The organism is Deinococcus betulae, assembly GCF_020166395.1.
Lineage (GTDB): Bacteria > Deinococcota > Deinococci > Deinococcales > Deinococcaceae > Deinococcus > Deinococcus betulae.
In genome coordinates this window covers 39,198-57,276 of sequence record NZ_JAIQXU010000031.1, presented here as the reverse complement: position 1 = coordinate 57,276, position 18,079 = coordinate 39,198, and the positions used below count along the sequence as shown (strand labels likewise).

At 58.0% G+C, this 18,079-nt stretch carries 8 protein-coding genes; 1 reads left to right on the top strand and 7 read right to left on the bottom strand.

Annotated elements, in window-relative coordinates; genetic code table 11:
* Window positions 1–10: 10 nt before the first annotated feature.
* Window positions 11–178, top strand: coding sequence for a helix-turn-helix domain-containing protein (locus K7W42_RS23355; protein WP_224576623.1), 168 nt, complete (start codon window positions 11–13; stop codon window positions 176–178).
* A gap of 331 nt (window positions 179–509) precedes the next feature.
* Here the strand turns inward: K7W42_RS23355 and K7W42_RS18870 are convergent, their stop codons facing one another.
* From K7W42_RS18870 to mads2, 7 genes are all read right to left on the bottom strand, one after another.
* Window positions 510–1,427, bottom strand: a complete 918-nt coding sequence (locus K7W42_RS18870; RefSeq protein ID WP_224576619.1) for a site-specific integrase — start codon at window positions 1,425–1,427, stop codon at window positions 510–512.
* Window positions 1,428–1,524: 97 nt separating this feature from the next.
* The gene (locus K7W42_RS18865; protein ID WP_224576618.1) at window positions 1,525–2,703 is read right to left on the bottom strand and encodes a hypothetical protein; all 1,179 of its coding nucleotides are present in this window, start codon (window positions 2,701–2,703) and stop codon (window positions 1,525–1,527) included.
* A 463-nt stretch (window positions 2,704–3,166) separates the two neighbouring features.
* A complete protein-coding gene (mads8, locus tag K7W42_RS18860) occupies window positions 3,167–8,560 on the bottom strand; it encodes a methylation-associated defense system ATP-binding protein MAD8 (RefSeq protein WP_224576617.1) in 5,394 nt (1,797 codons plus the stop codon).
* A complete protein-coding gene (mads7, locus tag K7W42_RS18855) occupies window positions 8,557–10,179 on the bottom strand; it encodes a methylation-associated defense system protein MAD7 (RefSeq protein ID WP_224576615.1) in 1,623 nt (540 codons plus the stop codon). The genes mads8 and mads7 overlap by 4 nt, the downstream gene beginning before the upstream one ends.
* The gene (gene mads6, locus K7W42_RS23350) at window positions 10,180–14,316 is read right to left on the bottom strand and encodes a methylation-associated defense system protein kinase MAD6 (RefSeq protein ID WP_224576613.1); all 4,137 of its coding nucleotides are present in this window, start codon (window positions 14,314–14,316) and stop codon (window positions 10,180–10,182) included.
* A gap of 31 nt (window positions 14,317–14,347) precedes the next feature.
* Window positions 14,348–15,763, bottom strand: coding sequence for a methylation-associated defense system restriction endonuclease subunit S MAD5 (mads5, locus tag K7W42_RS18845; protein WP_224576611.1), 1,416 nt, complete (start codon window positions 15,761–15,763; stop codon window positions 14,348–14,350).
* The gene (gene mads2 / locus K7W42_RS18840; RefSeq protein WP_224576609.1) at window positions 15,760–17,721 is read right to left on the bottom strand and encodes a methylation-associated defense system DNA methyltransferase MAD2; all 1,962 of its coding nucleotides are present in this window, start codon (window positions 17,719–17,721) and stop codon (window positions 15,760–15,762) included. Before mads2 ends, mads5 begins: the two co-directional genes overlap by 4 nt.
* Window positions 17,722–18,079: the final 358 nt, after the last annotated feature.

The window sequence follows — 18,079 nt, the reverse complement described above, 5'->3', positions numbered from 1 at the left end:
GATCTTTGATGTGGCGCAGGCCAGTCAAATGGACTGGTCGTATATCTCCCAAATTGAGCGCGGGAAACGGAACGTAGGCATCGATATTCTGGACGCTTTGGCGCACGCCGTCGGCGCTTCCGTCGTTGACCTCCTGATGGCGCCTGAAGGTGAGCTGAGTGAAAACGGAACGTCGTAGGGGTGAATGGAGTGAGGTCTCCAATCCGTCTAAACCTTGGCCGTCAGGTACGGCCACATGAGCACGACGCGTCGGCGTTCACTGCAGACAAGGCTACCAGGACTTGGAGACCAGCAGAACTTGATTGGGGCGCGCCTCCGAGAGGCCCGAAAAAACCGAACGGAGGCGCGAACGCTCAAGGCATTTTGTGTGGCGCTCTATGAACACACTGGTCTTCAGGTCTCTCCAGGTGTGCTGGCCAAGATTGAGACAGGGAGCCGCAGTGTCCAGGATTACGAATTACTGGCGTTTGCGTACACGTTGAACGTGACCACTGACTGGCTCTTGGGACTTACGAAAATGGGCTCGGACGTGGCTTTACGGTCTCGTCCAAGTAACCAAACGCACGACCAACTTGGCGATGCATAGGGTCATGGGCGTAATGACGCCTCACAGTACGCACATCCTCCATCAGTGCGGCTGCCGCTTTTTCATATTCGCCATGCTGAACGAAGTGTGTAGCTACGATATCGCGGAATGAATGTGGACCAAAGGGCCGTAACCCAGGAATATAGACACCCACTTTGGAATATTGAGAAAGGTATTCCCTCGACCATGAAATTGCCATATCATAAGACATGTTTCGAAGATTTCCTTCGAAAGATGCAAAAAGGAATGAATTATTTTGGCATAACAAAGGTCGATAGAAGGTTAAAAATCTCTCCAAATCAGGTAAAAGTCGATCAAACCACCGGCGACCTGATAGTCTAATAGAAATAACCTCCTCTCTCTTGAGAGACGAGTTTGCTTGACCATTCTTTAATTTGCTGTTTGGAATAGAGAGTGACCAGACGCCATCCCTAAGAGCCAATTCTCCTTTTTGATCATGATGATAGGTAATGCTTCGCATAGTCCTTGCTCGCAATGGAAAGCTAGCTAAGATACTTACGAAGATGTATCTTTGCCATATCAATGCATCCTTCAAAGATGGAACCACCGAGAATGGTAGGGACGAGCGTGTGAGCCTTAGTGCTTCTTGAACAAAGTCAAGTGGATTGTCTAATATTAATAAGGGCAAAATATTAGATTTGCGATCTGAAGTCGAAACAATCTCCCTCTTCGCTCTTGATTTTATTTCCGAAAGATATTTATAAGCTCTTTGGCATGCTTGTCGCCATCCTCCAATACTTTGAATTTCTTCTTGATTGGGCACAGGAAGTTTGCTTAAAAGGGACGGAGTTTGCGTAATCCACCCGACATTTGGATTCACCAACGAACTTAATGTTGATAAATGACTTATAACCGTTTCGTTATAAGCTCCAGTACGTAATCGTAGGAATTTAGTGAACTTAACTAAAGCCGATATATCAGTAATATAGAAGAGTTAGGAAATGCGCGTCTATACCTAATCCACTCAGATCAGGCTGTTGACTTCGAGATAGATGCAAAAAAGCTATAAAAGTCTTAACGCCTCGGATTCTTATTTCAACTGTAGCCTCACTCCATTTATTATTTCTATGCATATCGATGTCCAGCAGAACATCCTCAGTCTTGAATTGAACAAGCTGTTCAATCTCTTCTTCCCATGGTGAACTCAACCCTTCAATTGCTTTAAGCAACATTGTACGGTAGTATCTTCTTCTGCGAAGTTGGTTTTGAGTCAGATCAGAGTCGTCGCGCACCTTCGTTAATGCAGTTTGAAATGCTTCTTCTCTTTCACTCTCTGAAAGATCTTCAAAGTGATAAGGAAGCAAGTCAAGAACTCTCTGGCGGCGCTTTACTATTCCAGGTCGGCTTACCTGACAAAAATCCTCTGGCCAAGATACAGTCGCTTCGCTGAAGTCCTGCCCAGGAGAAGATATCAATAAGCCTTTGGGAAGATCCAATAGGCTCTCAATCTGCTGGATCAACTCACTAGTCTGGGGGGCAAAACACGGTTGCGTAAGGATGGTCCGAATGGTACCGACATCCAGATGAAGGTTGCAGTCCAATTCATCAGAAGTAAAGCCGCATTCATTCAGAATGAGTAAAAGCGTTTGGAACGGCTGGGCTTGGGAATGACTTTGGAAAAGCAGAGTAAGAGCTTGCTTTCGCCACCAGCGGAGAATGGATCTAAGAGATTTCAGATTACATTTCGGCTGTTGGACCTGCATTTCGATCAAGATGGCCCGGCTGAGAGCATGCCTGTAATCAAGTAATTCGGTGGAGACAGAATTCTGTAAAGAGGTGCCTGATGTCCGAAGATAAGTACGCATGGTGCTTCTATAGACTGCGAGTGACGAATCTGATAGAGCAGTTTGGGCGCCTGAGGTCAGCAGTATTTCATATGTCAGAGTTGGGTTGGCTGGCCCTCTCAGATGCTCAGCCATCTTCGCGAACACGAGCGTTTTGAGTTTTGAATAGCGCTGGAAGATATCTGGCTCATTACCAATCCATAACCCAAGACTGAGCCAATCAACACTTCCGTCAGTATGGATGGGCATTTGCTGCCCTGCTGCGTGGAACATCTCCAGCGCATGACGTACCCGCTCTGAGCGAACACTCATAAGACACCTCATAAAAATAGAGGAGAGAGCACGGCGCCTAGATAAAAAAACACCGATCCAGCGCCTATAAATTGATTTTTCCCTGGGGTCTGTCAGCGTTTTAAAACCAGAGGTGACCAGAACGCGCTATGACACGATTGTATAACAGTTTTTCTCTTATTAAGAGAAATCCTATTTTACAAACCCTCAACAGTTTCAGCGGTCCGCGTAGATCGACCCGGAGAGCGCGCTGTTTTCTCTTCTCTCACTTGTGGGAGAGTTTGAGATGGAGGGCAGCGTAACGAGCCTCCCAGACGACGTTTTGCTCATGTCATGATCGCCTTGCCTGAAAACTGTCCAAACTATTGGTAGTCAGGCCTACACATACTTCGACCTTCTTAAATCCCCTTTACCTGCTCCTGGATGATAAAAATTTCTATCTGTCAGGTATTGAGATTTGACAGTTTAGAGTGACCGGGTTGCGTCAGTCACTCCTAACGGCCTGCTTGGTGTCGCCGCCGTGACGTGAGACCCGCGGGCGACCGGAGATCTTCATGGCCCGGCTGGTGAAGGCCGCGTCTGACGCTTTGCTCGACCAGATGAACGCCTCGCCGGGGCGTAATTCAGCCATGCCGTTAGGCGTAAGGCTCGCCAGCGCCGCGTTGGCTTTCTGGATGTGGCGGAGCCAGGCCGGACTGTTGAACTTGTGCAGGATGATCTGGGTGCTGAGTTCAATCATCTTAACGGGGACAGACGACGGGTCCTGACTGGCCAAGAGAATGCTCGTGCCTTTGTGGCGCATTTCGCGGATGATCTCCACGACGTTCCCAATCAACTCGGGATCGTCAATGTACTTGTGTGCCTCGTCAAACACCACCAGCTTGTTGAATGGTCGACCGTCGACCTTGGCGTCGGCGAAGAGTTGCAAGAGAATCACGAAGAGGCTCAGCGCTTCACTTTTCTCGATGAATTCGTCCCTGAGATCGACGATGAGCAGGCGCCCTGGCCTCAGGAAACTGCTGATCTGCGCGTCGTCATGGATGTAATCGGCCGCCAGGTCGAGCCGAACCAGCGCCAGTTCCCTCGCGGGGGGGGTCATAGTGCTGTTCTCCACTGCTTCGCGCAGCACGCTGATCTTGAGGTCTTTGCGGTGTTCCCTCATCAGCGACTTAAATTGCCGCATGTACATGCTGTTATTCCCGATGGCATTGAGCAGGAACTGCCAGTGGCTGACTTGTAACTCGCTTGCGGAGAACAGCAGAGGTTTGACTGTCAGCTCTGGGTACTCGCGTTGCCGTTCCTCCACTTTGTCCTGTGGAGCCAGCAGCAGGATGTCCTGGAGGGGGTGCCCATCCGCGCCATACCTTGCCTTCAGCATGGCGAGTTGTTGGGCTTCCGTGTTCGCCTGATTCATGCTCACGAACTCCGGGGCATACTCCTGCGTGTTGCTGTAGTGGAAGATCACCGAAGCCAGGGGCGAAGGCAACTGGTTGATGCCAGGAATGGGCATGGTCGCCATTTCAATAATGGTGCCCAGCGTGTAGCTCTTCCCGCCGCCCTGAACGCCGAAGAGGCTGATCGTGTGGGTCTCGTTCAGGTCCAGGGCGACTTTGCGACCAGCGTATTCACCCAACAGACCGAACTGAGGCGTGTCTTTTGTCGATCCGAGGATAAAGTCGTAGGTCAGGCCCTGCGGAGGTGATTCCACTACCGGCGTAACCTGTACCGGTACGGGACGCTCGTCGGCGACCGGTGCTTCGGGCGTCTCAGCCACTGACACAGGATCCACAGGTACAGCAGGTGGTGGCGTCTTTGGGGACCGAGGGAGCACCGGGGCCACGCGCGCTTCACGTTCTGGGGGCTCATCCGCCGGACCACCGGTGGGCGGCACGGCTGGCTGGTCAGGAGAAGGGCTGGGTGGTTCGCGCGTATCCTGCGGTTCGAACGGCGGCTCGTTCTCTCCGGTGGACTGTCTCCTTCGTCTGGGCTGGAAACTGACGTCGTTGAGTTTGGGGAGCGTCGACGTTTCCGTGAGGGCCAGGTCTACAGCCTGCCCGCGTTGCTCCGGGGCGATGGACATAAGGTCCTGAATGGCGTCAAAACCGACCCGGTGATATTCGATGCCGCTTTCCACGGTCATTTCGTACTGATCGGCGTTGAAGTCGAAGATGACGGCGGAACGCTCGAAGTGAAGTTCGTATCCCTCTTCCAAGGTGCTGAGGAGGGCGTGACCGCTGTCATAGGCGCCCTGCTCGATCAGGGCGTACCGCTGCGCACGGTCCAGGTACGGCGCGAGCAGTTGCGCGAACTGCCGCGCCCGGAGTGGAGCCAGCGCCGGGTGGGTCTCCTTGCGCTGAGGGGCGAATAGGCGCTGCAGGCGCACTTCGCTGTCCCTGACCTGCTCGGCGATGTTGAGCTTGAGTTGCTCGTAGCCTAACAACCCGTGCACGTGCCGGTAACACTTCACTTCAACTAGGCGCACGGTGATGGTCCGGGTCTCCGCGTCTAGGTCGATCAAGGCGAGGTCAGTGCGGCGGACGTGGAGGTCCAAGGCGTCCTCGGCCTGGTTCAGCTCGGGGTGCGTGTCGAGGGGAACAATCAATTGGTTGTGGAGGGCGCCCTGGTATTCCAGGAACAGCTTGGCCAACGCGAGTCCCAGGACTTCCGCCTGCTCGTTGCTGGTGGAGAGCAGCTTCAGGGCCAGCCGACCGGACAAGGCGTGTAGGGCCGTCAGGGTGGCCAGCGCCCGGCCCTGCGGCAGGCCGTACTCTTTGAGGACCGGGCGCAGCATCACCTCAAGTTCTTCGTTCTCGCGGGAACTGACCACCAACTGGAAGTTGCTGGACGTTTTCGAGGCGTGGTCAATCAGGTACTCGGGGCGTTCTTCCCGGCCATGGTCGAAGAACTCGACGCCGAGGTTCCGGTCGATGGTGATGACCCAGTCGCTGACCTCGTGAATCTGGTGCAGGAGAGCCCGCTGCTCGGACCCAAGCGTGAGGGTCACGGTGGGTTTGAGCTGGGGTTGGTACTCGCCAGTGGCGACTGCCGTAAAGCTAGCGGACAACGCTTTAGGCAGGCTGCCCAGGTACGGCGTCAGCTGATCATCTCCGGTGATCGGTTCTGCGGTGCCGAAAACAGGTTGCCGCTCCCACCGAGCCAGTTCATCGGTTTCGGTGTACTGGGTACTGAAATCCTGCATCAGTCCGTGGAAGGGCAGCAGCTGGTCCTCATCCCGGGCGGGTTGCGCTTTGATTTCCCCGGCTGGAAAGAGATCAAAGAGCAACGAGACGTGGGCGGTGTGCTGGCGGCCGTCCCGTTGGAACTCACTGAAAGGCCGGATGGCCAGACCCAGTTTCGGCCTCAGCGTGTCGCCGGTTGACATGCCGAACGCTTCCGCGTTGCGGTCCGTGGTCTTCCCACCGTGATTAAGCAGGTTGAGGAGACCCTGTCCCACGCCGGCTGCCAGCGGATCGTCCACGAACAACCGGACGTCGTAAGCCATGTCGCGCAGTTCGGGTGACTTCTGCAGCAGCACGAGCGCGTCCGCCAGCAGGCCCGCCTGTCCGGCGTTGAAGGCATTGATGGCCAGGACGCTGAGGTACGGGTGCTGAATTAGGTACCGCCTGAAGCGGCGGGCGAGTTCCTCTGCCCGCAGCCCGTCTTCACCTACAGGCTCGGGCAGTTGCAGGCCCGCGCAGAGGTCACTGAGTATCCCGCGCGGGTCGCGCTCTGCCGGGGCGGTGCATAGGGTCCACCCGGGGGCCAGTTCCGTGACCGGCACCATCAAGCTGCCGTCTCCCGTGCTGCCCAGCACCGGAAAGGCGTGGGGCCGCAGGCTGGTGAAGTAGAATTCCCGGACAGCGGGCGGCAAGGCCTCCTGCGTCCACTGCTGGCCCAGGCAAGCCCAGCTGGCGCTCCAGAGCAGTTTTAGGGGGTGGGTGGGCGCGATTAACAGCACGTCCTTGAGCGACCGCTGCTGAGAAATCAGGGTGCGCAGCGTGTCCCAGGTCAACACCTGGCGCAGTTCCACCAGCGCCTCCTGATCCCCGCGCAGGCAGAGGGCCTGGAGGACGTCCTGATACGTCTGCACCAGGCTCCGCACCGCCTGCTGCACCTCCGGGTCCTGGAAGTCCAGCGCGGCCACGAGGCCGTCGCCGTGTGAACCGCGGATTCGCTCCAGCATGCGCTGCCGTTCGGTCAGGTATGCCCGCGTGGCCGGACTCAGGCTCAAGTCAGGGACCGGGTCACTGGACAGGATGGACGTACGCTGCTTAGGCAGGGTGGTCAGCACGCTCACTCGCTCCTGGGGAGCCAGCGTCATGATCTGGCGCTCCAGCTCAGCCAGTTGCGTGGGGGCCATGATGTGCCGCAGGCCATCTCGACCGAAGAAGGCTTCAAACACACTGTCCTCGCCTTTGTAAGTGAGGCGTTCGAGCGCGACCGGGCGTTTGCGTTGCTGAGCGTTCTCGCTGGCTTTCAGCTGTAGCCAGGCCGCCGTCAGGCTGGGGAGGCGCGGGATGGCCCGCTGCGGCGGAGCGTCATCCGGTTCCGCGTCGGAGGAAACGAAGAACCACTGTTCATTGGGGTATGTACGCGACTCGTCTTCCTGACTGCCGCCCCAGGGGAGTTTGACGTTGTCTTCGTCGACGAGGTCAATGATGCTGCCGTCTGCGGCATAGGGCCGAATGCGAACGTAGTGCAGGCCCGGTCCCCACTCCGCCCGGGCCAGTTTGGTCATCGCGAACTCGGCGTACGCTTTGTCCCCTTTGGGCCAGGCTTTGCGGGTGGTGAGCACGCCGACCGGACCCTGGTCCTGCGAGATGATCTCCAGCACGAACTTGGAGATCTTCGGCAGCTGACTCGGCGCAGGGTCGGTTTTGAAATCAATCCTGAATTTTTTGAGGGCCCCGTCACCGATGGGCAGGTACGGCTCACCGGCCTGCAGGCCCAGCATGCCCTCAGTGGCTTGAGGAAGGGTGGTGCCGGTGATCTGAATGAAAATCCGATCCTGCGCGACGGCGTCGGGCAGCGGCCAGCGGTCAAACGCCAGGGGCCACAGCGCGGGGTCCGTGGCGATGTGCCTAAGCCACGCCCCGACGCCTTCAGTGCGGAAGTCCATCAGCGAGTTGGCAATGTGTTTGCGGAAGGCGAGATCGGTGACACCAACGTTCAGGGCCCGGTGCCGCTCCGATTGACTCTGATCAAGGATGATCTTGGCCTTGTCCAGGTTCTGACGTAGCCGCAGGGCCAGGGCGTCGCCCGCCACGTGGAGTTTGAAGTCAGGCAGCAGGTGCAGTTCGTAGAGCGCGGCGCCCACGACACTCGGGTCGTGCTCATTCAAGGCGATGGTCAGCAGGTACCGGACGATATCCACGCGGCTGGGCTTGGCCTCATTGAGGGTCAGGACCGCCTCGGTCAGCGTCCGGGTGTGCATGGGAAACCCGCTGAGGAGCAGGTCACGCGCGTCTTCGTACAGGTGGGGGAACGTGATGTTCTCGAAGGTCGCGACGCTGAAGCTGTCTTCCGCGGAGGCGTGCAGTCCGGCCGGAATGAAGACGAGCAATGGCGGGCGTAAGGACCCATCGGACAGCGGGTTGCGTAGTTCTACCAGGCGAGTGCCGGTCACCCCGTAGGGTTGGACATTCAGGTGCTCGGGCTGCTCGCCCACCAGAACGTACACCTCAACGTCCGGTTGCGTCTGGTGCAGCTGCGCGCAGATCTGCCGGGCGAGATCGGGATTCAGGTCCGTCACGCGCATGCAGTGGCCGGGCGCGCGGTGGCCAACCAGCGAGAGCAGCGCTGGCGCGAGCAGAGAGGCCAGAAGGGTGTTCATATCGTCGGCCGTTATGGCGCGCATGCCTTTCTTGACGCGCGTCATGCGGTCCCTTTCGAGCGGCCCGTCTTGGCCACGGTGTAGCGCGGCGTGACGAACTGGGTGGCGCTGGCGTCCGACAGGTCGCGGTAGAAGCCCAGCTCGCGCAGCCGGACCTTCATGGCGTCGATATTCCCGCGCAGGGCCGCGTGATCACTCACGCTGGCGTCGCCCAGTTCCTCTGGGAGCCGGTCAATGAAAATGCCGTAGCGTTCCCGGAGTTCATCCAGAAGCTCTGTGAAGCGCAGCGGCCCCGTATGGAAACCGTACTGACCACCAGGTTTGAGCAGCATGATCTGCAGAAGCACTTCAAGGATTCGCCCTCCGAGCACGAAGCGTCTGGGCGCGCCAAAGCCACTGGGCTGGACAATCAAAGCCGAAGCCGAGTTCTTAAAGAAGAACGAGTCAATGGCATTCTGTACGAATTTCCGATGATAGTCCGACCGTTCAAACACAATCAGCTCCAGATACTTGTCCATATTGGAGGTGGCCAGTTGCAGCAGCCGGTGCTGCTCCGGCGGCAGCTCATCTTCGGGCTGATCGTCCAGCAGGCGCCCCAGCCGATTCTGGAAATAGCCTTCTCGGTCCGGCATGAACTGGTCGTGGCTAAGGCGCAGCACGTCATTGAGGCTCTCGAGCGTCAGGCCCCGCGTTTTACGGAGCTGGGCAGCGTAATCTTCCAGTTTGCGGGCCGCGAAGTTGGCGCGGATGAACACAGGAATCTGATCGATATGGTTTTGCATGCTCTGTTGTGCTAACCGGGCCATGCTGGTTCTCGGCAGGCCGGCCACGTCAACGAGCATGGATTGGCGACAACGGCAGCGGTCACCGTGGCCGCAGAGCCCCAGCTCCCCTCGGGCTTCCACCATGCGGGGCACCACGTGAATCATGCGCAGCAGGTACAGGCCCAGGTGGAACCCCAGTAAGGTGACTAGGTACTCGACCATCACACTGCGCGGCACATGGTTCCGGTATGCCAACAGCCGGGAGATATCCTCCGCCAGCACCTTGGGAGCCACGTAGCAGAGCGGCTTGAAGTTCATCTCGCGGTCTTTCGTCGCCGTGTCGCGCTTGACCTGATCTTTGAGATACTGCAGCGTTTCCGTTTCAACGTCCACCAGAGACGCTTGGCGGGTCGCTGCACCGGTCATGGGGTCTTCCTCAGGGAAGAAGAAGGCCCGCAGGGAACTCAAGGCCAGCTGCCCCTCCCGGCCAGCGGAGGACAGCAGTTCGTAGAGCTGCCGGTCGATGCCATAAACCTTGGAGTACTTCGCATTGCGGAACCGGTAGACGTACCCGTGCAGGGGACGGGGGGAGGCCAACGCGGCGTTCTTCTTGCCGCGGTTCACGATGTCCACGAGGTGGGTTTCGAACCAACTCAGCACGACGTCTCTGTGTTCCTGAAATCCCTCGAACAGCTCCGGGTTGTTCAGATACTCCTCCACCAGTCCTGGAATCGTGAGCTCGACGCCTTCACGCCGAATCACAGTGCTGGTGTTGCCGTTGTTGCGCAGTCGAGCCAGGAAGGAGACCAGCACACGTTCCATGGAGACGGGCTTGAAGTCCATGAGGGTGACCTTGCTGTACACAAAGTCCTTGTCGGTTTTCGTCAGGGTCAGTGACATTCAAAGCTCCATGGTGGCCGGACGGAGGGTTAAGCCGCCGCCTTCCTTGCGGTTAAGGCGGTACAGCTCCTCGTCAGTGACGGCGAGGAGGACTTCGTCGTAGGGCCGCGAAGCCAGGACGTTCTTGAAGGCCAGCAGGCTGAGGTACCGGCCTTCCCGCTCCTCGACGCTCGGGACGTACCCGACGTTCAGGCGTCCGAGCATTTCCAGGGTGTCGAGGTTGATTACCAGTTGCGCGGAGTGGTCCTCCTCGCGGTAATCGAGGGTCAGGCCCGTGGGCGTGTGCTCCACGAATTTGGCCCGGTCGGCAGTGTCCTGCGCGCGGAGCATCATCCGGTCCGCCGGGAAGAGGCGGTAACTCCGGATGGCGCCGCGCTCGACCTCCCGCACTTGAAGGGCCAGCTGCCCGGTCATCATGGCCGGATTGATGATGCCTTCACTGCGATTCAGCGCCCGCAGTAGGCCGTCTTTGGCCTGACTCATCTTCTCGGCGCCCGCTTGCAGGAGCTCAAGTAGCTGCTGCCCGGACCGGAACGGAATCATGTCGCTCCACTGCTGATCTCGCCGCTCGAAGAAGAGTTTCCGCCGCATGCTGGCGACGTACGTGCGGTGGATGTTGAAGCGCTCACGCAGCTGCTCAGGGTTGGTCCCGGCCAGGCGCGGCAGGGATGCAAACAGCGTGTTCAGGACCTCACGGTCAAACTCTGTGCGGCCGTCAAAGGTGAACAGCCGGTGGCTCTGGTCCAAGTGGAAGTCCAACGACCGGTCCAGCTGAGGCTCATTCAGGCGCGCCACGTCCAATTCCGCCAGTTCCTTCAGCAGCCGGTCCGCGTTGTCGTCCCCGCCCATCCAGGCGTTGAAGTAAAAGCCCTGCAGGTACGGGCGCGTCTCGCGTTGCCGGTACAGGTCATGAATTTCGTCGCAGTCGCGACCCGACGTGAGCGTGAACGCCAACGCAGACCGCAGGTCACGCAGGGTAATGTGGAGGCGACCCCGCAGGTGCACCAGCGTGTAGAGCGTCCGCAGCCGCTCCCGAACGCGGCTGCCGTTGGTGGGATCGTTGAAGGTCCGGGCGTTGTGCAAGGCGTAGCATTGCAGCTTCAGGTCGCATCCCTCGCAGGCGGCCCAAAGCGCCGGGTTGGTGAGCGCTATCAGCTGCTGGTCAAAGATCGACAGGATCTGCGCCGACTCCACCTTGCTGCCCTCGATCACCGGCACCTGGGCCACGACGCTGCGCAGGTTGAGGTTCACTACGGCCGTGTCTCCCTGAGGCAGGCCGGAACGCAGTCCATCTTCGACGCTGGCGCGGAGCGTGCTGAAAGCCTGATGGTGCGTGGTGAGGAAATCCATAAGCCGGCCCTCGTTGATGGCGATTAGGCGGGTGTGAGACTCACTGATGGGCGCGGCCCCATCCTTATACGGCGCGAAAAAGTCCAGTAGGACCTCGTCGTTCAACTGGCCGTCCTGGTCCTGACTGCCGTCGAGGTTGGCCAGGAAGCTGCGCCCGCCCCACTCGACACGGAAGCCGTTGTGCAGCGGCGTGACGGCGGCGCCCTCGCGTCGGGCTGAACTTTCGAACTGCTGCAGGAAAGCGGTCTTCCCGTCTCCAGCGTTGCCAGTGACAATCACCAGACGGTACGTGCCGTCCCGTACGGCCGGCAGCAGGTCGCGGTCCAGGGCCGTAGCGGCGTACGTCAGGTTCCCGTACTCAGACAGGCCACGGGTGCCACTGTTGCTCCGGCGGCTCTGGCTGTACAGGGTGCTGAGGTGAACCACGAATGGGTTTGTGTTGGGCTGCTCCGGCTGCAGCAGGTTGTCCGGAAGGGGCTTTGGCCCTGGCGTACGCACCGGGAGGGCGCGGCGACGCGTGTCCCGCACGCCCGTCAGCGCTTGGAACAAGGCTTCCGCCGTGGGGTATCGCTGCGTGCGCTGAGGATGAATGGCTTTCATCAGCACGCCAGCGAAGTCCTCGTCCAGGTCCGTCAGGCCGGACAACTCTGTCAGGGGCCGCGGCGCGCGCCCGGCCGCTGGGGTCCTGGACGGATCCCACGGGTATACGCCCGACAGCGCCTCGTACAGCGTCACGCCCAGCGCGAAGACGTCCCGGTCCGCCAGGGCTTCTGGAGACAGATCTGTCGTATCCGCATTCGGCGGTAAATACCGCCGGGTCCCGCCCAAGTGATCTTCGTCCACCAGGTCAGTCCGCACGGCCACGTTGAAGTCGATGATTTTGACGCCGCCGCTCGACCACATCAGATTCCGCGGCTTGATGTCGCAGTGGAAGACCTTATGGGCGTGCATGTGCCGCAGGCCATCGGCCACCTGACGCCCCAGAATCAGCACGTCGCTGGCCGCCAGGCGCCCGTCATTCTCCAGCAGCGCCCCGATGTCATGGCCGTCCACGAACTCGAATACCAGCGAGAGGATCTTGTTCGGGAACTGCTCCGCGCCGTACACCCGCACGACGCGGGGGTGCTCCGGCAAGTTCAGCAGGGTCTTGTATTCCGTCTTCAGGCGCTCCAGCTGAGCACTGCGGTCCGGCCGCAGAAGTTTGATGGCGCGTTTGACGTCCCCGAAGGTATCCACCACCGCGTACACCGCGCCGAACGACCCGGGTTTGCCCAGACGGCCCAACACACGGAACTTCTCTGACAGCCGGAAGTTCGCTGGGAGATCCATGTAGTTCGGCTCGCCCACGGTGTCCAGCGTGGGCTGGGTCACGTCAGTCACTGCCACCTGCTTGAGGTGCGTCTCCAGGGCGCTTAGGGCCTCCGCTGCCGTGGGGCGGTCCGCTGGGTCCACCCGGCAGAGCAGCTGAAGCCACTCGTCCACCCACACGGGTAAGTCTGCGCGCAACTCGCTGGGCTTCACGGCGAACACACCGGCCCGTTCCTGCAGTTCGGTCACGTCTCGCCAGGGCAGCTCGCCTGTGAACAACTCGTACAGGACAATGCCGGCCGAGAACACGTCACTTCTGGCCGTCGCGCCACTGGGATCATCAAGCACTTCGGGTGCCAGGTAAGGCTTCTCGACGTCCTCAAGGAGGCCCAACGCCCGCGTGTGTTCACGGCGTTCGTCGCTTTCCAGACGGGCATATTCAAAGCCCAGCAGCTGCGAAGTGCCGTCCGGCGTCACGAGGATACGGTCTGGGGTGACTGCCCGGTGTACCACATGATAGGCGTGGGCATGTGCTAGGCCGCCCAGGAGATCTTTCGCCACCCGGATCTTCTGATCGAACGTCAGCGGCAGGTCCGGTCGGCGCAGGTGTAGCAGCAGCGCGCGACCTGCAGGGTCCTCGGTGACGAGAACGAACGCGTCGCTGTCCGGGGTCTCGAAGAACTCCCGAGCGGGCAGCACTGCTGGGTGCGGCGGAAGGCGCTCAAGCATCTGGAAACCGTTCATCAACTGAGCGCGTTGCAACGAACGCTCCTCAACCGGCAGGTAATTATCCAGACGGTACACCCGCAACCGAGCAGAGCGACCCGCCAACGCCAATTCATTGTGCGCCCGGTACTCCTCGAAATCCGGCCCTGACCCCAGGTGATCATCCACTAGCCAGGAGCCGAACCGTAGGGACTTCTCAGGCGGCACCTGCAGCACCGATTCGAAGGCCCCTGACGCCACGCGGTAGAGCCCCTGCATCTCACCATTCACCCAGTGCGGCAGGGTTAACCGATCCTGGAAATAAGCAGGGGCGTCCGCGAGGCGAACAGTCCGCAGGGCGTCGCGCTCGCTTGTGTCCACCAGATGGGCGTCCGGCGCCGTCAGGATCACCGCCGCGTCGGTGTACATGGCCGACATATCAAAGCCACGGGTCTCGCCATACTTCTTGACGAGATCCTTGATCACCTTGCTGTGATGCCGCACCTTCGCCAGCGGAGACGGGAAGGGTGCCCGGCCATCTGGGAGCCACTTTCCACCCACTACGTCAATGCGGCCCCGCGTGCCTTTGATGTCTACGATATAGAGCGCATGCGGAGCCATGATCGCCAGGTCGACCTCAAAAACCTGATTCTGATAGTCGATCTCGAAGTTATGGATCAGGACGTAATCGTCCGGTAAGCCGTCGCGCAGGGCCGCAATGGCCCTGCGCTCGGCGTCGTTGACTGGTTGACCAACTGGAAACACATGAGCCACAGGTGCACCTCGGGAGTGATCTCAGTGCAGTCTAGACCTCGGGTGGCACATAGTTCTCCTCAATTGCTTGCTCGATCAAATGACGTGCAGATGCCTCTAAGCCGATGGCTCTATCTCGCATCTGGATAGCGCGAAAAACTTCACTACCGATCGCTTCAACCTCGGAGTCGGATGGCCACGGTACGAGTACTTGACCGACTTCCTTTGGATTAAGGTGGGGAATAGAACTACCAAAAGCCCTAGACTTTAGTTGTGTTTGGCCCAACCGGGTTCTCAAAAATAGAAACACGAAGCATGCTTGGTCAATATTTGGCATTACGATTCTAATTGCATCTTCTGAAACCGCTCCCAGCTTAACCGTCCCAACAGGCATTATCGGCCATCCTATAATGCCTGACACTTGGCCAGACCTTGGCAATAGTATGTGATTTTCCTTAACTATAAATGAGTCACTTAAATTTTTCCTATTAACATAGTAGCTAGGTTCTGGCTCACCATTCATTATTGCGGAAGTGCCAAAGAATGGCACACTCCATTCGCCTTTATCTACTATAGTGCGTTTTATTCTAGGCGGTTCATTTATATCATGACATATATCGCCCAGCATAACGTGCTTCACCGTAGAAATCGATTGAATTACCGAATTATGTTTATCACTATGGAAAGATGCATCCATTCTCTTCAAAATTTTATTAGATGATGGGAAGCCCAGATTGATGCTATCTGTCTCTGCTTCGATGTCTGAAGCCATATATCTTAAAAAATTTTCAGATATAGTCTGAATAAGTTTAGCGCTGCTACTTCTCAAATGACCAGCCTCCTCAATCATCTCGTGTATACGCATCTCAAAATCCGATTCAAATCGCGGGACTTTAAGTTCTGATATATGCTCTGGTTCAATATGTTGAATAATTGCGCCGTAGGTTCCACTTGTTATTAATATTTTACCAAATCTACTACTCAGATATGCATACAAGTAGCCTGGTAGGATAGCAGACGGATCGGGCACGACCTTCATGATGTGCTGTGAAGTGAGCAGGCCAACCATTTCGGATCGCCCATATACTGTTCGACCAATCGTGCCGGAGCAGGAAATGAGAGTCATTCCCTCCTTAACATGTAAGGGCAGGAGTTTTGGTGAGTTCGCCAATTTCTTGCTGATGAGTGGCAAGTCGCCTAAATCAGCCTGTAGCATCGAAGAGCTTCCTAAAAATGGCACACCGTGCTCTTGATTGGTCACGTAATTCCGCTTGAACTGGGGACCGTTATATATACCTCCGTTATAACCAGCGGTCACATCACTAAGGCGCTGCTTTGGTACCGTTAATTTATCTAGCAACACTCGGGCTTCAACCGCTCCCGAAAGGAAAGGCGGGGCATCCAGGCGGTGTCCTTCTTTCGTCAGCCAAGCACTCGTGACAGGTCGATGTGGATTCCCGATTTTCATGCTTCGTCCAGGGCGCTGGGCATGGGGTGCAGCGCGCGGAATTCGTGGTACTTCCGCGCAATGACAGGCAGGTCGTTATCCAGCAGTTTGCGGCGTCTGCGAACTGTGCGAGTTTCGGTTCGTCCGGCGATCCGCACATCCTGTTCCTCGTCGTATTCCTCGATGATTTCTTCGCCGTCCGGGTGACGCTTGTACAACGTGTTGCCTCGGCGGTCGAAGCCCACTTTCTCGGCGACCGCCATGAAGACGGGGTATTCGAAGGGAATCGGCGAAAACATTTCCGAGTTCCGCTCGGCTTCGGTCTTGCGGCGCAGCAGGAGCAGGCTAGTCAGGATGTTAACGTTCGCTTCGACGATAAAGGTTTCGACGGGCAGGTCAACGCTGGCCAGGACGTATGTGTGTTGCATGATCCACCAGCGGATGTACTCGTCACCGGGGTTCCCGAGGATGCCGTCAGGCAGCACTAAGCCGAGGCGACCGCCGGGCTTCACCCATTTGATGCAGCGTTCCACAAACAGAACTTCCGGCGCGACGCTACTTTGCGGGTTGCCGGTGTTCATGAAAGAGCCGTCGTCCTGTTTCTTCCACTGATACGCCAGGTCATAGTGCTGCAGGATGTTCTTGTCAGTGATGGGGATGTCGCTGCCGAAGGGTGGGTTGGCCATTAGCACGTCAATGCTGCCCAGCGGAATGTGCTGGCGGGCTTCTGCGGTGCCGCTGAGGTGGCCTCCAGGAAATTCCAAGCTGTTGATGTTGTAAATGTTGGGCCTCACCTCGCCCGAGCTGCTCATTACGACGTTCATGATTGTGGCCCGAACCAGGAAGGGATCGAAGTCTGCTCCAAAGAGGTTCTGACTGGCGTACTGGGCCAGTTTGGCTTGCACGGTTTTCTGGTCTTCCGTCTGGCTGGGATCGAGGCCGTCCTCAAGTAGGTGACGGATGTGGTCGAGGGTAGAGACGAGGAACCCGCCTGTGCCGTTGGCCGGGTCAAGAACTTTCTCGTGCGGCTGCGGATTGAGCATGTCGACCATCAATTTGATCGGGCCGCGCGGGGTAAAGTACTGCCCGCGGTCGCCGCGCAGGTTTGTGCCCACAATCTCCTGGTACGCGGCGCCCTTTGCGTCGATTTCCGCGCGGGTGAACTCATACCGGCCGAGTTCGCTCACCATGAACGACAGAGCCCGGTCGCTGAGTATGAGCTGCTCATCCCCTTTGAAGATCTCCGGGTGGTCTTTCTTCACAGCATTGAACAGGGGAATGACGCGGTCACGAATCTTCTGCTGACCGGCCGGATCGTAAGGTTCCCGAGGATCAGCGAAGAAGCGCCGGCCGGTGCGGGGAGCACGTTCGTCCTGCATCTTCGCGAAGATCAGATACAGGAATTGCCAGAAGGCGGCGTCTTTGGGCATGCCTTCGTTCCCGTGAATGAAGTTGTGACAGCGGCGGAAAGTCGTGCGGAGCATTTCTGCGTCTGCCCGGCGCAGCCGCTGCACACTCGCGAAGTTCTGGTCGCTGAGGCTCTCATCACCCATAGGCCAGTCGGCAATCGGCTCAAAGCGCTCTTCGAACTTTGTGGAATACCGTTCGAGGAAGAATAATTCCATTCCATTCGTCCACATCCCGTATCGGGCGTTCGGGGTCGCCGCCAGGAGCTCTTCCAGTTCGCGCAGGTCCTCTTCGGCCTGTTCGTGCGTTCGCAGGCCAGCGGCACTCTTTTTGGTGGGTTCCGCTTTAACGAGCACGATACGCTGCACGTTTTCGAGCGTGTGGTCCACCCCATGCGAGAACACGACGAGGTCCGCCTTACGTTTGCGGCCACCCACCGGAATGGGGAAGTCAATCGTCATGTCAGCGAGGCTGATGCCGAACTCTCTGGGGATGGCGTGCGCCGTGCGCTGGCGCACCTGTTCTTTGGCAGAGTCCTTGACAGGCTTGTTGGTGATGTAATCAAAAATCATGCCGTCTGGCAGTGTGATGGTGGACTCGGCAGTAGTCATTCCGCGTAATTATCGCGCCTTTTCCGACGCTAGACGTCCTCTCTTGCCTCTCCAGTTTCGCTTCACTGCTGAACACGTCAAAGAATCCAGCGGGCGACCCCACTTCCGGCAAACACTGTCCTCAACGAACTGTGGGTCTCTACGTGCTGTGGTTTTGCCACCAAGTACGTTGTCCTCAGATCGTGCTCTTGGAAATCCGTGACCTACCGCAGTCGCTTACGCAGATTTCACGTGGATTCACGCAGTTGATGCATGAGCCACGCGCCTGGTCGCGACAGGCCGAGTTCCGCTTTGGAGATCAGAGTGGGTTGGAGCGCCG

What these genes read in the sequence shown, in the direction of transcription:
- K7W42_RS18865 (WP_224576618.1), bottom strand. Translation starts at nt 2,703, where the DNA reads ATGAGTGTTCGCTCAGAGCGGGTACGTCATGCGCTGGAGATGTTCCAC.
- mads8 (WP_224576617.1), bottom strand. Translation starts at nt 8,560, where the DNA reads ATGACGCGCGTCAAGAAAGGCATGCGCGCCATAACGGCCGACGATATG.
- mads7 (WP_224576615.1), bottom strand. Translation starts at nt 10,179, where the DNA reads ATGTCACTGACCCTGACGAAAACCGACAAGGACTTTGTGTACAGCAAG.
- mads5 (WP_224576611.1), bottom strand. Translation starts at nt 15,763, where the DNA reads ATGAAAATCGGGAATCCACATCGACCTGTCACGAGTGCTTGGCTGACG.
- mads2 (WP_224576609.1), bottom strand. Translation starts at nt 17,721, where the DNA reads ATGATTTTTGATTACATCACCAACAAGCCTGTCAAGGACTCTGCCAAA.